Origin of the sequence: Ruania zhangjianzhongii (assembly GCF_008000995.1) — a bacterium.
Classification (GTDB): Bacteria; Actinomycetota; Actinomycetes; order Actinomycetales; family Beutenbergiaceae; genus Ruania; species Ruania zhangjianzhongii.
This window is the reverse complement of the sequence record NZ_CP042828.1, coordinates 4,795,355-4,814,001: the sequence shown is the minus strand read 5'-3', so window position 1 is coordinate 4,814,001 and position 18,647 is coordinate 4,795,355. Positions and strand designations below refer to the sequence as shown.

Annotated in this window: 16 protein-coding genes; 4 read left to right on the top strand and 12 right to left on the bottom strand. The window is 68.2% G+C overall.

Translation table 11 applies throughout. The features are described from left to right. Positions 1-71: 71 nt before the first annotated feature. From mmsB to chvE, 3 genes are all read right to left on the bottom strand, one after another. Positions 72-1,250 (bottom strand): multiple monosaccharide ABC transporter permease, encoded by a 1,179-nt coding sequence (mmsB, locus tag FU260_RS22235; protein ID WP_147919037.1) that lies wholly within the window; start codon positions 1,248-1,250, stop codon positions 72-74. Beyond that, a complete protein-coding gene (gene mmsA / locus FU260_RS22230; protein WP_147919036.1) occupies positions 1,247-2,788 on the bottom strand; it encodes a multiple monosaccharide ABC transporter ATP-binding protein in 1,542 nt (513 codons plus the stop codon). Before mmsA ends, mmsB begins: the two co-directional genes overlap by 4 nt. Before the next feature lie 62 nt (positions 2,789-2,850). After that, on the bottom strand, positions 2,851-3,999 hold the full coding sequence (chvE, locus tag FU260_RS22225) for a multiple monosaccharide ABC transporter substrate-binding protein (RefSeq protein ID WP_147919035.1): 1,149 nt from the start codon (positions 3,997-3,999) through the stop codon (positions 2,851-2,853). 750 nt (positions 4,000-4,749) lie between these two features. On the opposite strand from chvE, the gene pdhA reads away from it, so the two are divergent. Genes pdhA through FU260_RS22210 form a run of 3 tightly spaced genes read left to right on the top strand, consistent with a single transcriptional unit; the run spans position 4,750 to position 8,544 of the window. Then, positions 4,750-5,898 (top strand): pyruvate dehydrogenase (acetyl-transferring) E1 component subunit alpha, encoded by a 1,149-nt coding sequence (pdhA, locus tag FU260_RS22220; RefSeq protein WP_147919675.1) that lies wholly within the window; start codon positions 4,750-4,752, stop codon positions 5,896-5,898. Then, positions 5,895-6,914, top strand: coding sequence for an alpha-ketoacid dehydrogenase subunit beta (locus tag FU260_RS22215; protein WP_147919034.1), 1,020 nt, complete (start codon positions 5,895-5,897; stop codon positions 6,912-6,914). Before pdhA ends, FU260_RS22215 begins: the two co-directional genes overlap by 4 nt. Before the next feature lie 28 nt (positions 6,915-6,942). After that, complete coding sequence (locus FU260_RS22210) at positions 6,943-8,544, top strand: 2-oxo acid dehydrogenase subunit E2 (RefSeq protein ID WP_147919033.1); 1,602 nt, start codon at positions 6,943-6,945, stop codon at positions 8,542-8,544. A gap of 106 nt (positions 8,545-8,650) precedes the next feature. Here FU260_RS22210 and FU260_RS22205 read toward each other — a convergent pair whose 3' ends face one another. From FU260_RS22205 to FU260_RS22170, 8 genes are all read right to left on the bottom strand, one after another. After that, positions 8,651-9,325 (bottom strand): hypothetical protein, encoded by a 675-nt coding sequence (locus tag FU260_RS22205; protein WP_147919032.1) that lies wholly within the window; start codon positions 9,323-9,325, stop codon positions 8,651-8,653. 109 nt (positions 9,326-9,434) lie between these two features. After that, the gene (locus FU260_RS22200; RefSeq protein ID WP_147919031.1) at positions 9,435-10,013 is read right to left on the bottom strand and encodes a T6SS immunity protein Tdi1 domain-containing protein; all 579 of its coding nucleotides are present in this window, start codon (positions 10,011-10,013) and stop codon (positions 9,435-9,437) included. Between the two features lie 76 nt (positions 10,014-10,089). After that, complete coding sequence (locus tag FU260_RS22195) at positions 10,090-11,031, bottom strand: hypothetical protein (RefSeq protein WP_147919030.1); 942 nt, start codon at positions 11,029-11,031, stop codon at positions 10,090-10,092. Beyond that, positions 11,028-12,101, bottom strand: a complete 1,074-nt coding sequence (locus FU260_RS22190; protein WP_147919029.1) for a vWA domain-containing protein — start codon at positions 12,099-12,101, stop codon at positions 11,028-11,030. The genes FU260_RS22195 and FU260_RS22190 overlap by 4 nt, the downstream gene beginning before the upstream one ends. Beyond that, entirely contained in the window at positions 12,098-13,135 is a 1,038-nt protein-coding gene (locus tag FU260_RS22185; RefSeq protein ID WP_147919028.1) for a vWA domain-containing protein, read from the bottom strand. Before FU260_RS22185 ends, FU260_RS22190 begins: the two co-directional genes overlap by 4 nt. Then, complete coding sequence (locus FU260_RS22180; protein ID WP_147919027.1) at positions 13,132-13,677, bottom strand: hypothetical protein; 546 nt, start codon at positions 13,675-13,677, stop codon at positions 13,132-13,134. The genes FU260_RS22185 and FU260_RS22180 overlap by 4 nt, the downstream gene beginning before the upstream one ends. Beyond that, entirely contained in the window at positions 13,664-14,551 is an 888-nt protein-coding gene (locus tag FU260_RS22175) for a DUF58 domain-containing protein (RefSeq protein WP_147919026.1), read from the bottom strand. The genes FU260_RS22180 and FU260_RS22175 overlap by 14 nt, the downstream gene beginning before the upstream one ends. Before the next feature lie 65 nt (positions 14,552-14,616). Beyond that, positions 14,617-15,639 (bottom strand): AAA family ATPase, encoded by a 1,023-nt coding sequence (locus tag FU260_RS22170; protein WP_147919025.1) that lies wholly within the window; start codon positions 15,637-15,639, stop codon positions 14,617-14,619. Between the two features lie 119 nt (positions 15,640-15,758). On the opposite strand from FU260_RS22170, the gene FU260_RS22165 reads away from it, so the two are divergent. Further along, the gene (locus FU260_RS22165) at positions 15,759-17,768 is read left to right on the top strand and encodes a bifunctional copper resistance protein CopD/cytochrome c oxidase assembly protein (RefSeq protein WP_244951254.1); all 2,010 of its coding nucleotides are present in this window, start codon (positions 15,759-15,761) and stop codon (positions 17,766-17,768) included. 149 nt (positions 17,769-17,917) lie between these two features. Here the strand turns inward: FU260_RS22165 and FU260_RS22160 are convergent, their stop codons facing one another. Continuing rightward, positions 17,918-18,619 carry a dienelactone hydrolase family protein gene (locus FU260_RS22160; RefSeq protein ID WP_210418152.1) on the bottom strand — a complete coding sequence of 234 codons (702 nt, stop codon included), beginning with the start codon at positions 18,617-18,619 and terminating at the stop codon, positions 17,918-17,920. Positions 18,620-18,647 lie beyond the last annotated feature (28 nt).

The window sequence follows — 18,647 nt, the reverse complement described above, 5'->3', positions numbered from 1 at the left end:
CGGCCACGGCTTGGCTCACCGCGCCGGCCACGGCGTGATCGGCGGCGGCGGGCCACCGGCCAGGACTGCGGTCAGCGCGCGACGCCGGCGCGCTTCTTGTTGTACACATCGAAGGCCACGGCCAGCAGCAGCACCAGGCCCTTGACCACCTGTTGCACGGACTGGTCCACGCCCATCAGCTGCATACCGTTGCTCATCACCGCCATGATCAGACCACCGATCATCGCGCCGGTCACCCGCCCGACACCGCCGGTCACCGCGGCACCACCGATGAAGCAGGCGGCGATCGCGTCCAGCTCGAACATGTTCCCGGCGCCAGGCTGAGCACCATTCATCCGGGAGGAGTAGACGATCCCGGCCACGGCGGACAGGAAGCCCATGTTCGCCATCACCCAGAAGTTCACCCGCTTCACCTTCACCCCGGAGAGCTGGGCAGCGTGCAGGTTCCCACCGATCGCGTAGATGTGCCGGCCGAAGACCGACTTCTGCGCCACCAGGCTGTAGCCGATGATCAGGATCGCCAGCAGGATCAACACGTTCGGCAGACCGCGGCTGTGCGCCAGCTGCCACGCGAACCACATCACCAGCACGGCGACGATCACGAGCTTGATCACGAACAGCGGCAGTGACTCCACCACCTGCTGGTAGCGCATCTTCGCCATCCGGGACCGCCACTGCGTGACCGCGTACCCGACCACCGCGATCGCGAAGATCACCAGGGTGAACGCGTCGAAGCCCATACCGCCGAGCAGTCCATTCTGGAACCCGTTGGCGATCTGATAGTAGGTGCCACCGAACGGGGACAGGGAGATCGAGTCCAGCACCACCCAGGTCAGGCCCCGAAAGAGCAGCATGCCCGCCAGGGTGACGATGAACGCCGGGATGCCCACATAAGCCACCCAGAACCCTTGCCAGGCACCGGCCAGCAGACCGACCCCGATCGCAGCGAGCACTCCGACCCACCAGGGCATGCCGCCCTTGATCACCACGACCGCGGCCACCGCCCCGGTCAGTGCCACCAACGACCCGACGGACAGGTCGATGTGCCCGCCGATGATCACCAGCACCATCCCGATCGCGAGGATGAGGATGTAGGAGTACTGCAGGACGATGTTGGTGATGTTCCCCGGGGAGAGGAAGCTGGAGTTCAGTACCGAGAACAGCGCCACGATCGCCACGAAGGCCACCGCGATCCCGCTCTGGCGCATATTGCGTGTGGCGAGCTCCCACACGTTGGCGATTCCGGTCATGACACGAGATCCCTTTCCATGGTCATGAGGTGCATGAGGTCTTCCTGGGTGGCCTCGGCCCCGGTGAGCTCACCGGTGATCCGGCCGCCGGCGAGGGTGTAGATCCGGTCGCAGACGCCGAGCAGCTCGGGCAGCTCGGAGGAGATGATCAGCACTGCCTTCCCACTAGCCACCATCTTGTTCACGATCGTGTAGATCTCGTACTTGGCGCCGACGTCGATCCCGCGGGTCGGCTCATCGAGGATGAGCACCTCGGGATCGGTGTAGATCCACTTGCTCAACACCACCTTCTGCTGGTTCCCGCCGGAGAGCTGGCCCACCGGGGTGAGGACGTTCGGCGTCTTGATGTTCAGGCTGGCCCGGTACTCCTCGGCGACCTTGAGCTCCTCGTTGCCGTTCACCCAACCTCGGGAAGACAGTTGATGCAGTCCTGCGGAGGAGATGTTCCGGCGGATGTCCTCGATCAGGTTGAGACCGTAGTACTTGCGGTCCTCGGTGGCGTAGGCGATGCCGGCGTCGATCGCGTCGGCGACGGTGGCAGTACTGACTTCCCGGCCGTGCATCAGCACTCGGCCGGAGATCTCCCGACCATAGGTCCGCCCGAACAGGCTCATCGCGAACTCGGTACGCCCGGCGCCCATCAGGCCCGCGATCCCGACTACTTCTCCGGCGCGGACGTTCAGGCTGACCGAGTCGACCATCAGCCGGCCGAGCTGGGTGGGGTGGTAGGCGGTCCAGTCCTCCACTCGGAGCACCTCCTCGCCGATCTGCGGGGTGCGCTCGGGGAACCGGTGGGACAGGTCCCGGCCCACCATGCCGCGGATGATCCGGTCCTGGGTGGAGCCTGCCTCGGACATGTCGAGGGTCTCGATCGTCTGGCCGTCCCGGAGGATGGTGGTGCGGTCGGCGATGTCCGCGATCTCGCCGAGCTTGTGCGAGATGATGATCGAGGTGATGCCCCGGGTCTGCAGCTCGCGGATCAGCCCGAGGAGATGCTCGGAGTCGTTGTCGTTCAGTGCGGCGGTCGGCTCGTCCAGGATGAGCAGGCGGACGTCCTTGGACAGTGCTTTGGCGATCTCGATGAGTTGCTGCTTGCCGACCCCGAGCTGGTTGATCGGCGTGACCGGGTTCTCGTGCAGGCCCACCTGGGCGAGCAGTGTGGCGGCCTCGGAGTTGGCGCGGTTCCAGTCGATCAGTTGGTTGCGGCCCCGACGTTCGTTACCGAGGAAGATGTTCTCGGCCACGCTCAGGTGCGGGATCAGCGCCAGCTCCTGGTGGATGATGACGATGCCCTCGGCTTCGCTGTCGTTGATCGAGCCGAACGACATCGGCCGACCGTCGTAGACGATGTCGCCGTCGTAGCTGCCGTGGGCGTAGACGCCGGAGAGCACCTTCATCAAGGTGGACTTGCCGGCGCCGTTCTCACCGCAGATCGCGTGGATCTCGCCGGGCTGGACGCTCAGGTCCACGTTCTGTAGCGCTTTGACTCCGGGGAAGGTCTTGGTGATGTTGCGCATCTCGAGGATGGGCTCGCTCATTGGTCCTCCGTGGATCAGGGTGCGGGGGTGCACCGGCCGGTGCACCCCCGCATGCGTTGCGGCTATTCGGCGACGCCGGAGGCCACCTCGTCAGCGGTCCAGTACTCGGAGTCCACCAACAGCTCCTGGATGTTGTCGGCGTAGATGGTGTCGAACTCCAGTAGGTAGGACGGCACCACGAGAACACCGTTGTCGTAGGTCTCGGTGTCGTTGGCCTCCGGCTCCGCGCCGGAGAGGAACGCCTGTGCGGTCAGCACCGCCTGGTTGGCGAGCTTGCGGGTGTCCTTGAAGATCGTGGCGAACTGCACCCCCTCGTCGATCAGGTGCACCGAGGCGATCTCGGCGTCCTGTCCGGAGATGATCGGCAGGCCGTCCTCGATCGTGGGGCCCATCCCGTCGTTCTGTAGGGCGGTGATGATGCCGCGAGAGATGCCGTCGAACGGGGAGAGCACGCCGTCCAGCTCGGTGCCGTCGCTGTAGGCGGAGGTGAGCAGGTTCTCCATCCGCTCCTGGGCGGTCTCCTGGGACCAGCGCAGAATCGCGGCCTGCTCGATGTCCATCTGCCCGGACGGTACGTTCAGCGTGCCGTCATCGAAATAGGGCTGCAGGGTGTCCATCGCGCCCTGCCAGAAGTACGGCGCGTTGTTGTCGTCCAGCGATCCGGCGAACAGTTCGATGTTGAACGGACCCTCGGCGTCGCCCTCACTGCCGTCTTCGTTCAGCAGTCCGAGGCCCACCAGCACCGAGGTCGCCTGGGCGACGCCCACCTGGTAGTTGTCGAAGGTGACGTAGAAGTCCACATGCTCGCTGTCCCGGATCAGCCGGTCGTAGGAGATCACCGGGATGTCGGCGGCTGCGGCGGCATCCAGCTGGCTGGACAGCGCAGTACCGTCGATCGGGGCGATGATCAGCAGGTCCGCTCCACTGGTGATCATCTGGTCGATCTGACGTCCCTGGGTGGGGATGTCGTCGTTGGCGAACTGCAGGTCCACTTCGTAGCCGGCCTCTTCCAGACCGGTCTGCACGGCTTCGCCGTCGGCGATCCAGCGTTCCGAGGTCTGGGTCGGCATCGAGACGCTGACTAGCACGTCCTCCGGTGCCTGGCTCTCACCCGGCTGGTCGTCACCGCCGCTCCCGGCGCCTTCGCCTGCGCACGCGGTCAGGGCGAGCATCCCCGCCATGCCGAGCGCGACGAATGGGTACTTGCGCATCCTGGGCTCCTTCGCTCCATCAATCTGTGTGGCCCGCCGCGAACGACCGCGGCGGTGGTGGTCGCCTCGCCCGGAGCATCAGTCGTCTGCCGGAACGAGCGGCCTCCACTGTCGTTGAGTTCGAGTCTCGAAGTCAAGAGTGAGATGTCCTCTCGTCGGTCACAATTCGATCACGACGGCGGAACGTGTGTGTCGTAGTGATGTTTCTGGTGCTATCTCAAGGTGGGAGCGCTTGCACACAAGGGCCCGTTCGCGCGAGTGGTCGGTCTAGGTAGGCGCAAGGCTGGGTTCGAGTAGCAAAGTCAGCGGCTCCAGGCTCGCTACGTGCCAATCTCGCGCCGACCCATGGCGGCCCACCCCTTCGTGCTACGGACCAATCGCGCGTACCCGCCGCTCTCGCCAGCCCATGGCGGCGTGCCCCTTCGGAATCCAGTTGCAACCGGATTGCAAGGTGCCAAGTGGATTCCGCGGCGGGCGATGCGTCGAGCGGCTGCACGGATCTGCCGCCCCGCCGGGCTGCACGGATCTGCCGCCCCGCCGGGCCGATCCGTAGCGAATCCGCGTGCCAAGTGTCACTCTGGAAAGTAGTCGCGCACCTCATCGACGCTCTTCATCGGCGCAGAGTTGGAGGTTTCCCACAAACAGCTATCGCACAGTTGATGGCACGTCTTGCGCTCCAACCTACGCTTCCGTAGCCTACGCTAGCGTAGGTTCGCGCAAGCCATCCCCACCCATAAGGAGTTCGGTGTGATCACTACCGACACCACCGGGGCGATCCCCCCAGTCGGAGAGACGGATGACGACCTCATCCAATTGCTCACCCCCGAAGGCGAACGCGTACACCACGAGGCCTACACGCCGCGGATCGACGATCTCGATCGTGCTGCGCTGGAAGGTCTCTATCGCGACATGGTCCTGGTTCGACGGTTCGATTCCGAGGCCACGTCACTGCAGCGCCACGGGGAACTCGGCCTCTGGCCACCAAGTCTTGGCCAAGAAGCAGCACAGGTCGGCTCGGGCCGAGCCCTGGCGCCGCAGGACTACGTCTTCCCGTCCTACCGTGAGCTCGGCGTCGCCTGGACTCGCGGTGTGGACCTGCATCAGGTGCTGCACCAGTTCCGTGGTGAGGACCACGGCGGCTGGGATCCAGCCGCACACAACTTCCACCTCTACGCCTTGGTGATCGGCTCGCACACGCTGCACGCCACCGGGTACGCGATGGGCATCCAGCGTGACGGCGACGTGGGCACCGGCGACCCCGACCGCGACCGCGCTGCGGTCGTGTACTTCGGTGACGGCGCCACGGCCCAGGGCGACGTCAACGAGGCGCTGACCTTTGCGGCCGTCAACGACGCCCCGGTGGTCTTCTACTGCCAGAACAATCACTGGGCGATCTCCGAGCCCACCACCCGGCAGTCCCGCGTGCCGCTGTCCCACCGGGGCCAGGGCTTCGGCGTTCCCTCAGTGCGAGTGGACGGCAACGATGTGCTCGCCTGCTACGCCGTCACTGCCGAAGCGCTGGAGCGTGCCCACAGCGGCGGCGGCCCGACCTTCATCGAAGCGGTCACCTACCGGATGGGTGCACACACCACGTCCGACGATCCCACCCGCTACCGCACCCGCGCGGACGAGGAGGTGTGGCGCCGCCGGGACCCGATCGAACGGCTCGCCACGCTGCTGCGCGCCGAGGGCAGCGGTGAGGAGTTCTTCACCGCGCTGGAAGCCGAAGCCGAAGCCTTCGGCGAGGGCGTGCGCGACTACTGCCGCGCCATCCCGGTGCCACCGGACTCCCGGATGTTCGAGAACGTCTACGCCACCGAGAACGCGCAGGTTTCCGCCGAGCGGGAGTGGTTCACCGAGTACCAGGAAGGTTTCGACACCGAGGAGGCCGCCGGATGACTGCCACCGCTCCCGCCCCCGCCAACCAGCGGCTCGCGATGGCCAAGGCGATCAACCTCGGCCTGCGTCGCGCGATGGAACGTGATGCGAAGGTGCTGCTGATGGGCGAGGACATCGGTGCCCTCGGCGGCGTGTTCCGGGTGACCGACGGACTGCAGAAGGACTTCGGCGGCGACCGGGTGGTGGACACCCCGCTGGCGGAGTCCGGCATCGTCGGCACCGCGATCGGCCTCGCCGTTGCCGGGTACCGGCCTGTCTGCGAGATCCAGTTCGACGGGTTCATCTTCCCCGCGTTCAACCAGATCACCACTCAGCTCGCCAAGATGCATTACCGCTCCCGCGGCCGCGTGCAGGTGCCGGTGGTGATCCGCGTGCCCTACGGCGGCGGTATCGGCGCGGTCGAGCACCATTCGGAGTCTCCGGAGGCGCTGTTCGCACACACCGCCGGACTGCGCGTGGTCAGCCCGGCGAACCCGTCCGACGCGTTCACCATGATCCAGCAGGCGATCGCCTGCCCGGACCCGGTGCTCTTCCTCGAGCCGAAGTCCCGCTACTGGGACAAGGCGGATGTGGAGGTCTCGGCGGCGGAGCAGGTCCTCGATGCCGACGCCGGCCTGAACCAGGCCAGGATCGTGCGGCCGGGCACCGACGTCACTCTGGCTGCCTACGGCCCGAGCGTGGCTACGGCGCTGCGCGCCGCCTCGGCCGCCGAGGCCGAGGGGCACAGCCTCGAGGTCGTCGACCTGCGCTCGATCTCGCCGATCGACTTCGACACCCTCACCGAATCGGTGCGCCGCACCGGCCGTCTGGTGGTGGTGCACGAGGCGCCGGTGTTCTTCGGAGCCGGTGCGGAGATCGCCGCACGGGTCTCTCAGGAGTGCTTCTACCACCTCGAGGCCCCGGTGGCGCGGGTGGGCGGTTTCCATGCGCCTTACCCGGTCGCCAAGCTGGAGCACGACTACCTGCCTGACCTGGACCGGGTGCTGCACGCCGTCGACGGCGTGCTGGCACACTGAGGGCCTGAGACCACGAGGAGAGTGCCTGATGCCGCAGCACGTCGAGTTTCGCCTGCCCGATGTGGGGGAGGGACTGACCGAGGCTGACATCGTCGGCTGGATGGTCAGCGTGGGCGAGGTCATCTCGGTGAACCAGAACATCGTGGAGATCGAGACCGCGAAGAGCCTGGTGGAGCTGCCCAGCCCGTACGCGGGGACGGTCACCGCACTGCTGGTGGCCAGTGGCGACACGGTCGAGGTGGGGACGCCGATCATTCGGATCGACACCGGAGGTGACGGCGCTCCGGCTGCGGGCCGGGATGGCGGCACTGCTACTGCGGCCAGCGGGGCGTCCGCTGCTGGTGAGCCGTCCGGAGATACCTCGACGACGGCGCACGCGGGTTCCGCAGAGGCCTCGCCCGAGCAGGAGGGCAGTGGGGATGTGCTGGTGGGGTACGGGACCTCGCGTGCCTCCGTCACTCGCCGGCCGCGCCGGCAGGTGAGCGGTGCGCAGGAACCGGGGGCGAACGGTCGGCCGGAGACCGCCCGTGCCACCGACGCGGTCCAGGCTGGCGCCGAAGTGGGGCCCGAGGCTGCCGCCCAGGCAGCACCCGAGCCGGAACCACCCACTGCATCGGTGCCACCCCCAGAGCCGGAGCAGCCCGCCTCGCCCGAGCAGCCCGCCTCGCCCGAGCAGCCCGGTGCCCCCGTGAGCGAACCTGCCACGCCGGGACCCGCCGTCGACCTCCGGGTGCTGGCGAAGCCACCGGTACGCAAGCTGGCCAAGGACCTGGGCATCGATCTGAGCCGGGTCCCGGCAACCGGGCCCGGTGGGATCGTCACCCGGGCGGACGTCCTGGCCGCTGCGGAACGCTCCGCGCCGGAACGGCTCGTGCAGAAGGCAGACGACGATCGGCCCTGGCTGGACGGGGGCACTGTCTCCGCCGACGGTCGCCAGACCCGGGTGCCGGTTCGCAGTGTGCGCGCCCGGACGGCGGACGCGATGGTGGCCTCAGCGTTCACCGCACCGCATGTGACGGAGTTCGTCACTCTGGACGTCACCAAGAGCATGCGGCTGGTGGAGCGGCTCAAGGCTGACCGGGAGTTCGCGAACGTGCGGGTGACGCCGCTGCTGATCGCCGCCAAGGCGCTGACGCTCGCGATCCGCCGGCACCCGATGATCAGTGCGGCCTGGGACGACGAGACCCAGGAGATCGTCTACAAGCACTACATCAACCTCGGGATCGCGGCCGCGACCCCCCGCGGACTGGTGGTGCCGAACATCAAGGATGCGCACCGGCTCTCGTTGCACGAGCTGGCCACGGAGATCGCCGAACTGACCACCACCGCTCGGGCGGGCAAGACCCAGCCGGCGCAGATGTCCGACGGCACGGTGACGATCACCAACGTCGGCATCTTCGGTATCGACACCGGGACCCCGATCCTCAATCCGGGCGAGTCCGCGATCCTGGCACTGGGCGCGATCTCCGAGCGACCGTGGGTACACAAGGGCAAGGTGAAGCCGCGCTGGGTGACCCAGCTCGCGCTCTCCTTCGACCACCGCCTGGTGGATGGTGAGCTCGGCTCCCACGTGCTGCACGACGTCGCGGTGATCATGGAGAACCCGGAGCAGGGCCTGGTCTGGGGCTGAGCCTCATCCGCTCGCTCACCCGCGCCACCCCGGATTCCGAGCCAAGCCACGTGGATTCCGAAGGGTCGGGCCCGCCGATCGCGGGTGCGGCTGCGGCCGGCGGTGCCTAGTCTTCGTCCACACCCTCGAGGATGTCCCGCCAGGGCTCCTCGCTCCCCCAGCTCAACGATGGACGGACATCGGCCATCACCGCCTCCCACGCGGCGTCGTCGAGTGAGCCGTCGGTGCAGGTGAACGTGAGGTCGAGGCGCTCCGAGGAGCCGGTTCCTTCGTAGCTGAGCAGGTTCTGCACCCGGGACGCTGCACGCACGGCGCCCGAGTCCCCGGTCCAGTCGGCCGAAGCGAAGGTCGCCGTTGCGGCCGGGTCATTGCCCTCGCCCGAACCGCTGGTGACCAGCTCGAGGTCTGTGACCTCCGCTGGATCCGCGCCGCCGGCGGAGGCAATGTCCCGTACGGCGGCCACCGACGCCGCACGCAGGTCCTCGACCGGGTCCGCCGACTGCCCGGCCCGGCCGACCAGCACACAATCCTCGCCGGTGACCAGGGGAGTCCACTCGGTGCTGAGCTGGTCCGGCGCAACGTCCTCGAAGCCGTCTGGAGTGGTGAGGACGTCGACATCCGGGAGGTCACCGGCTGCCGGGCTCTCGCCGGACTGGCCGGACTGGCCGGGCTCGTTCGGCTCGCCGGACTGCTCCGACGCTGTGGTCCCCGACCCGCAGCCGGTGATCAGGGCAGCTATCACCATGACCCCGATTGCCACTCCTCGTACCCGTGCAGACATCGCCCCTCCCCGCGAACGTCGGCGTCCTGCTACCCACTAGAACACAGACGCCGGCCGAGCGCAGGTGGATGAAGGCCACCGGTCGCGGAGCACCGGCCGCTCGGTCCAGTTACTTGTCGCCAGCGAACAAGAAGCCGACCGGCTTCGGCGAGCCCGCCATCTGGGTGATGAGCGCGATGTGCTCGTACAGGCCCATCCGCTGCAGATTGCTCGCCTCGTTCGGGCCCCCGAGCGCCAACAACGGGACGAAACCGAAGCATTCTTCGTGGGCCGGCACACCGTCGCGGGCCACCGCCGCCGGGTAGGGCTGTCGCTGCAGCTCTCGGTCGAGGGTGGGCTCATCCTCCAGCAGCGCCGTCAGCTCGTCCAACGTGAACCCCTCAGGAGTGAACCTCAGTGTTCCCCACCGGAAGGTGAACAGCAGGAACATGCTGCCGGTCCACATCAGGACGTCGCCGAGCCCGGTGGTGAACATCGGAACCGCGGACTCGGGCAGCGGTAGCGACCCAGCGAGCATCTGACGTCCGCGAGCGGGATCGATCACCCGGACGAAACCGTCGTCACCGACCGCGCCGGCGCCGTACTGGCGCCACATCTGCGCGGCGCCCGCCGGTGCGCGGTCGGCGAACTCCGCGATCGTCTCGGGCGGGATCGCAGTGGAGGGGGTAAACGCGCGGAACTCAACCATCAGTTATCTCTCATCCCTGCTTGTCTTTCCGGATATCAGTCTCCGCTCCCAGTGCGAATCGTTCCAGCACGCGGTGCTACCAGTTCTGCCCGGAACCGTCGCCGCCGCCGGACTGCTGTTCGGCAGCTTCGCGAGACTCCTGGGCTTCCTGGTTGCGTTCCTCCAACTCGTCCTGGCGGGGGTCGGTGGACTCCGAAGGCGATTCACCCTCGCCGCCGGACTCGCCGTCGGAGGGGGATTCGCTCTCGCCGCCGGATTCACCGTCGGAGGGGGATTCGCTCTCGCCGCCGGACTCGCCGTCGGAGGGGGATTCGCTCTCGCCGCCGGACTCGCCGTCGGAGGGGGATTCGCTCTCGCCCTCGTTCTCGCCCTCTTCGCCTTCTTCGCCTTCGCCCTGCTCCTGCTGTTCCTGCTGCTGCTCGGACTCCTCCTGGCTCTCCTGCTGGCGCTCCTCGGCTTCCTCCGCCTGCTCGCCGCCGTTACCACCGGACTCGCCGCAGTCGGCGAGCATCTCCTGTGCCTGGCCGTAGTAGTCGCCGGCCATCGCGAAGTCGGCGGCGATCGTCGCCTCGTCGCCGAGCCCCTCCAGGGCCAGGGAGTAGTTCGTGCGCACCATGCACTCCTCCTCCCCGCGCGGCTCCCCCTCCGGCGCGGTCGGTACTAGGCCGAGCGCCACATCGAGGTGCTCCTTCGCGGTGAAGAAGTCGCCGGTGGAATACACGGCGGTGCCCTGGTTGAACGGTGCCTTCCACCCTTCGATCACGTTGAAGAACTCAAGCGACTCGAACCGGTCCGTGGCGGTCACATAGTTCTGCTTCTCGTAGGCGCTGGTGCCGGCCATGTTCAGCAGTACTGCGCTGAGCAGCTTCACCGCAGCCAGGAATGCGATCAGCACCACCGGGATCGACCAGAGCAGCATCAGCTTGCGCCGCCGCGCGAGCTTCGTCGCGAACTTCGCGTCCCGGATCTCCTGGGTGGTGCGGAACTCACCGGGTGGGGGCAACAGATCCGTGGTCATCGTCGACTCCCTCCTAGGGCGAGCTCGTCGTCACGGGACTTCTCCCGGGCCGCAGCGTCCTTCGGACGTTTCCGCCCGGACTTGGGGACCTCGCGGGTCAAGTCCCACGCCTCCCAGGCCAACAGCAGCGCCAGCAGCACCGCCAACGGCCAGTACACGTCCTGATAGCTGGTCACGTCCCGGCGGCCGTCGTCGGTGATCTCGCTGACGTCCACATCGGCGACCAGGTCCGACACCGGGCTCGGCTCGATTCGGTGGGTGTACTCCACTCCGAGCTGGCCGGCCAGCGTGCGCAGACTGTCCTCGTCGATACTGGACACCGCCGGGTTGCCGGTGTCATCGGTGATGTACGGCGCCTCCGTGCCGTAACCGGTGTCGCTGGTGCCGTCGTAGGAGCGCATGTTGCCGCCCTCGGCCGTGCCGTACCCGAGCACTGCACCGCCGTCCACGAGCGGCTCGAGGTCGGCGAAGGACGCGAAGCCGCCGTCCTCGGAGCTGGCTCCGTCGGTGTTCTCGCCGTCGGAGAAGAAGAACACCAGACGCACGTTCCCGGGGTTGCGCTCAGCAGCCGAGTTCAACGATCGGTTGAGTTCGTCCAGCGGGCGGTCGATCGCCGACCCGGCCGAGTAGTTCGTGATCTCCTGGCTGACCGTCTCCGCCCAGGTCTGCACCGCGCGGGCATCGGTGGTCATCGGTAGCTGCTGCGTGGCCTGGGAGTCGAACCCGATGATCGTGTACCGGGCGGCGGGCATCTCCTCGGTCAGGGCGATCAGGTCGTTCTGTACCCCGACCAGGCGTGCCTCGCTGCCGTTGTAGTCCTCGGCGGCCATCGACCCGGTGCGGTCCACCACGAAGAACATCTCCACATTGGAGATCAGCGCCGCTTGGTCGGTGCGCGGGATCGCCGGGGTCAGGCCGATGCCGAGCAGGCAGACGAGGATCCCGGCGCGCCGGAGCCAGTCCGTGCGCCGCTCGCCCCGGGTGCTGCGGATCTTCCAGACCGCGAGCGCCAGCAGTGGCACGAACACCACGAGCAGCAGCCACAGCGGCCACATCATCCGTAGCGTCATGACCGCAACCTCCACACCGCGAGCAGGTAGAGGCCCAGCGCCACCACCAGCCACCGGTAGTACTGCTCCGGCCGGTCGGTGATGATCACGTCCGGATCGGCTTCCAGGTCCACGGCCTGCTGCGCGGAGATCTGGTCGATGATGCCGGACACGGCCGCCGGGTCGTCGCTGGCGAAGAACAACCCGCCGTTCGCCTCCACAGCGTCCCGGTACTCCTTCTCCTGCGCTGCCGAGGTAGACGTCACCGTCCCGGCGTAGAACCCGTGCAGGGTGATGTCTCGCTCGGTGACCAGATCGGCAGCCTCGGGCAGGGTGTAGAGCGGTTCGCCGAACACCTCGTTGTCCGTGGCCAGGATGATCGACCGGGACCGGTCCTCGTCACTCATGTCGAAGGCGCCGGCGCAGGTCGCGAGACCGTCACCGACCAGGGAGGAGACGTCCTGGCCCATCCCCTCGGTGCCGGCGATGAAGTGCAGCAGCCGGTCCAGCGCCTCGGTGTCGTAGGAGAAGTCATCGAGGGAGTCGACGTCGAAGTCCAGCGCCTCGGCCGCCTCGGTCAGCTGCTCCTCCACCAGGGTGTAGTCATCGGTGAGCGGGAACACCGTGCGGGAGGTGGAGTTGTAGATCGACAGCGCGATCCGTTCACCGTGGAAGCTGGGCAGCAGCTCCAGGAACCGTTCGACGATCTCGGTGTCGTACTCGATCATCGAGCCGGAGACGTCCAGGCAGAGCACGATGTCACGGCTGGCGAGCTCCTCGGCGCGGATCTCCTTGTCCACCGGGCGGGCGGCGAGGATGCCGGTGACCACGGTGGCGCCGACCAGCACCACGGACAGGCCGAGCAGGAACACCCGGTACCGGGAGAGGCGGGACTTGAAGGACGGCAGGGACGTCAGGTAGGAGGCGTTCGCCACCCACTTCACCCGGCGTCGCTCCTGGCGGGCCGACCGGGCGAACCAGCCGAGGACCAGCGCGGCCACCACCACGGCAATGATCACCGGGATCGCCCAGCCGTGCATCAGGGTCGAGGTCACCACTGGCTGATCACCGCCCGCGCACTCCGGGTGGCGCCCAGCGCCTGAGCATCGGAGTCGGCGGCGAACGCCGGTTCCTGGTAGTCGGTGAGCAGATCGGTGAGCCGGTCGGTGCCCTCCAACTGCGCCAGCTCGTTCACAGTCAGCGAGCTGGCGTCCATCCGCAGCCGACCACCGGCGAACTCTCGCAGGATGTGGTTCAGGTCAAGGTGCAGGTTCCGCAGATCGGAGTCGCCCTCGCGGTACCGGGTCTCGGCGGCGTCCACCTCGGCCAGCGAGGAGGTACGCAGGGAGGCGTACCGGTCGCCTCGGCCACTCTCGTCGTCTGCCGGGCGCTTCCGGGTGTGGTAAAAGACGAACCAGTACCAGGCGCCGATCAGGACGAGCAGCACCAGTCCCACGATCCACACCCAGGTGGAGTACGCGGCCGGTGGTACCGGTTCGTTGATCGGTGCGGCCAGCACCGGCCCCGCCGGTGTCGGTCCGCTGATCCGGCCGACGGCGGAGCTCACGCTGGTCAGGAGCTGCTCAGTGGCGAACACGGCGTTGCCTCCGGAGCAGGTCGATCAGGGCGTCGATGAGCTGGTCCTCGCTGGTCGCCACCACACCCTGCACACCCTGACGGCGCAGCAGGGTGCGCACGTCCTCACGGCGCCGCTCGGCCACGGTGCGCGCCTCGGCGGCGAGGGCCTTGTGCGAGCGCATGTACTCCGGGATCTCCAGGTGAACGTCGACGTCGTCGATCGGCTCATCGCCGAACATCGTCGGCACGGCGTCACCCACCTGGATCACGATCACCTCGTGCCGGGTTCGCAGTCGCTTCAGGGCGAGCTCATGCTCGGCGCTCGGGCGCGCCTCGTCAGTGATCAGCACCACCAGCGAGCGGCGGTTGAACCAGGTGAGCACTCGGTCCAGCACCCGGTTCAGGTCACTGGCCGGGGCATCCAGACTGAGCATCCCCTCCGCTCGGCGCAGCATGGTCTCGATATGCTCGGTGCCGCCCCGGGCGGGGACCTGCACCAGCCGCTCCTCGTCGCCGGCCACCAGGGCGACCGTGTCCCCGCGGGAACGGGCCAGGAAGCAGACCACCTCGGCGGCGAACATCGCGATCTCGGTCTTCGGCCCACCGTCCGGTGCGGTGGCGGCCATGTTCCGCCCGGTGTCCACGGCGATCACCATCGCCAGGTTCGAGTCGCGCACGAACCGGCGGATCACCGGGAGCCCGTAGGAGGCGCTGGCCTTCCAGTCGATATCGGAGACGTCATCGCCGAACCGGTACTCGGCCATCTCGTCGAAGTCCTGGCCGTGCCCGGAGTAGATGGAGCGGTGCCGCCCCTCGAGCAGCCCGGAGGCGCGCCGGACCGTCGGCAGGTCGAGCCGGGCTCGGACCTTGGCCAACCGGGACGTCGAGACCACAGGATGCTCCTCGGGTCGGGTGTGGGTAGATCAGCGACTGGGTGCTGCGCGGCCAGCCGCGTCGGTCACGGGCTGGGGACGGCGGCGAACACGGCGTCGATGAGCGATTCCGGTGCCACGTTGTTGGCCAACGCGTCGTAGGTGCGCACCAGGCGGTGCCGGAGCACCGAGTGCCGCAACGCCTTGACGTCGTCCGGCACCACGTAGGCGCGGCCGGCCTGCAGGGCGAGCGCCTGGGCGATGCGCAGCAGGGCGATACCACCACGGGGGCTGGCGCCCACCCGCACGTGCTGGGTCAGGTTCGGCAGCGGCCGCGGGCCGCCACCGCGGGTGGTGTTGATCAGCGCCACGATGTACTGCTTGATCGAGGTGTCCACGTACACCTTGCTCACCAGGGACTGCAGGAACATCACGTCCGCCACGGTGATCGGCTCGGCGGTCAGCGGTGCGGTCATCGAACCGGACTCGATCCGGTCGAGGATCTCCACCTCCTCGTCCGGTGCCGGGTAGGTGAGCACCTCCTTCATCAGGAACCGGTCCATCTGCGCCTCGGGGAGCACGTAGGTGCCCTCCTCCTCGATGGGGTTCTGGGTGGCGAGCACCATGAACGGCTTGGGCAGGGCGAACTCCTCACCACCGATGGAGGTCTGCCGCTCCTGCATCGCCTCGAGCATCGCGGACTGCGTCTTCGCCGAGGACCGGTTGATCTCGTCCAGCAGCACCAGGTTGGCGTGCACCGGGCCGAGCTGGATGGAGAACTCACCGGTGGCGTAGTTGTAGATCTGGGTGCCGACGATGTCGTTCGGCATCAGGTCCGGGGTGCACTGGATCCGGTGGAAGGACCCGGTCACCGAGTCCGCCAGCGTCTGCGCCGCAGTGGTCTTGGCCAGACCGGGCACCGACTCCAGCAGCACGTGCCCGTTGGCGAGCAGCGAACTCACCAGTGCGGTGCGCAGTGCTTCCTGGCCGACGATCCGCTGATCGAACACCCGCGCGATCTGGCTGAGCAGGGTGGTGGCGCGTTGACCGTCGTCATAAGAGATCGGTGAGGTCGCGGGCGCGAGGTGCGCGGCTACGGGACTGGACATGATCTCCACACTCGGGACGGTTTCAGGTACGCGGTGCGATTATGCCAGCCGGAACCGGGAAAACCGCGGCGGCCGATGGGAAGGACTGCCCATACCGCCCGGGAGATTAGGCTCGACGTGTGCCTGAGCAGCCTGCGCCGTCGTCGTTTGTGAGACGGCCCACTCCTGCCCGGTGGGTGTGGTCCGCCGTGCCCGCCGCGCTGCTGGCGTGCCTGGCCTCGCTGGCATTCTCCGGAGCGGCGGCCCCTACGGTGATCGCGGACTCCGGGGCGGTGGTGCGCTGGGGTCGCCCCCTGGTCAGCCTGGGCTGGCAGCTCGCCGCAGCGGTCACGATCGGTGGGCTGAGCCTGCTGTTGTTCGCCCTGCCACGCCAGTCCCGAGCGTGGCCGACGGCGGCACGTACCGTAGCGATCGCGGGTCCCCTCTGGGCGATGCTGATGGTGGCCGACCTGTTCTTCGGTTACGCGAACGTGGCCGGCCGGCAGATCGGCGGGGAGAACTTCGGGGACGAGCTGGCGTTCTACCTCACCGAGATCTCGTCCGGCCGGGCGGCGCTGGTGGCCGCCATCCTCGCCGCTCTCGCCTCGATCGCTGCCGTGGCTGTAGCGGGGTACGGCACGGCGGTGCTGGCCGCGGTGGCTGCGCTCGCGGTGCTGGTGCCGATCGCCACCACCGGGCATGCCTCCGGGGCCGCGAACCACGAGCTGGGTATGACCGGGCTGTACTTCCACGTGCTGTTCGCGGCGCTGTGGCTCGGCGGCCTGGCGGTGCTGGTGCTCATCTCTCGCCGGCTCGGGGACGAGCTTGCGTTGGTGGCCGGCCGGTACTCGACGCTGGCGTTGTGGTGCTTCGGCGGAGTCGCGGTGACGGGCATCGCGAACGCCTGGATCCGGCTCGGCGGCCTCGAGGGGTTCGCCACCGACTATGGCGTGCTGCTGCTGGTCAAGATCGTCGGCTTCCTCGCGCTCGGCGCGGCCGGATATGTGCACCGGGAACGCACGATTCCGGCGCTCACACCGGCCGGCGGGAAAGCCCGCCCGGGGCTCTTCTGGCGCCTGGTGGGCGTGGAGGTGGTGGTGATGTCCGCCGTCATGGGGGTGGCGGTGGCCTTGGCCGATACCGGACCGCCGATTCCCCAGGAGGCGCAGGAGGGGCTGAGCCCGGCCGAGGAGCTGTCCCAGTACCCGGTGCCGCCGGCGCCGACGCTGGCCACCTGGTTCACGCAGTGGCGGGCGGAGCTGCTGTTCGGCTCGGTGGCGGTGCTGCTGGCGGTGATGTACGTCCGCTGGGTGCTGCGGCTGCGCCGCCGCGGGGACAGCTGGCCGCTCGCGCGCACGATCACCTGGCTGGTCGGCGCGGTCGGGTTCGCCTATGTCACCTGCAGCGGCCCGGCGGTCTACGGCCGGCTGATGTTCTCCGCACACATGCTCCAGCACATGACGATGGTGACGGTGCTGCCGATCCTGTTCGCCCTCGGTGCCCCGGTGACGTTGGCGCTGCGCGCCCTGCCCGCCCGGAAGGACGGTTCGCGCGGCCCGCGGGAGTGGCTGCTCGGTCTGGTCAACTCGCGGGTCGCACACTTCTTCGGGCACCCGGTGGTCGCCGCGGCGAACTTTGCCGGCTCGATGATCCTGTTCTACTTCACCCCGCTGTTCGAGCTGGCCTTGACCACCCATATCGGACATATCGCCATGGTGGTGCACTTCAGCCTCGCCGGGTACCTGTTCGTGAACGTGCTGGTCGGGGTGGATCCCGGGCCCACGCGGCCGGCGTACCCGCTGCGGCTGCTGCTGCTCTTCGCCACGATGGCCTTCCACGCCTTCTTCGGCGTCTCGCTGATCTCGATGGAGTCCTTGATCGCCGCCGACTACTTCGGCGCTCTTGGGCTGCCTTGGGGGGTGGATGCGCTCGCCGACCAGCACACCGGCGGGGAGATCACCTGGGGGATCGGCGAGCTTCCCTCGATCACCCTGGCGGTGGCCCTGGCCGTGGGCTGGATTCGCAGCGACCGGCGCACGGAACGCCGGCTGGACCGGCGGGCGGACCGGGATGACGACGCTGAGCTGGTGGCCTACAACGCGATGCTGGAGCGGATGGCGAGTGAGGAGGAGCGCGGGACTCGGCGCTGACCCATCCGCCAGCCCTGCCCCGCCGCACCCACGACCAACCTCACCGCCGACTGGACCGAAACTGTTGCCCACATCGCATCTCGCCAACGGATCTTGTCCAGTCGCGGCGAAGGGCCGCAGTCCCGGGCGGTGGCGGGGCGTTCCTGGCGCTAGGCCTGGCCAGGGCTCAGGTGCGCGCCGAGGAAGGCGAGCGTGCGCTGCCAGGCCAGCGCGGATGCCTGCTCGTGGTGGGCGGCCGGGGACGGATTGTCGAAGGCGTGACCTGCGCCGTCGTAGGTGAAGAACTGCACGCGGCGGTGACCGGCGGTCACCGCGTCTCGGATCTTCTCCACGGTCTCCAGCGGGATGACCTCGTCCGCGGTGCCGAAGTGGTGCAGGCTGGGGCAGGTCACCTCCCGCGCCAGCGGGAGCAGGGTGGGCAGTGCGGACCCGTAGTAGCTGACCAGGGAGTCCGGCACTGTCTGAGCGGCGAGGTTGAACGCGAGCCCGCCGCCATAGCAGAAGCCGACCAGACCGATCTGGCCGGTGGTCTCCGGCGCGGCACGGAGCGCATCCATCGCGGTGCGCGCGTCCGCCAGCGCGTCGTCCCAGGGAAGTTGTCCGGCGAGCTCCAGCCCGCGAGCGACGTCGTCCTCGGCCACCTGCGCGTCCGGCAGCCGCCAGTACAGGTCGGGCGCGAACACCACATAACCGGCCTCGGCGAGGTCGGCGGCGCGGGTGCGGACGTAGTCGCTGAGGCCGAAAACCTCCTGCAGCAGAAGCACACCGGGGCCGGTTCCGGCCGGAGGAAGCCAGCGCTGCACCGGGAGGTCGCCGGACTCGGTCGGGAGGGTGAGGATGTCGGAGCTCACCGTGCCAGTCTGCCTGGTCGGCATCGGG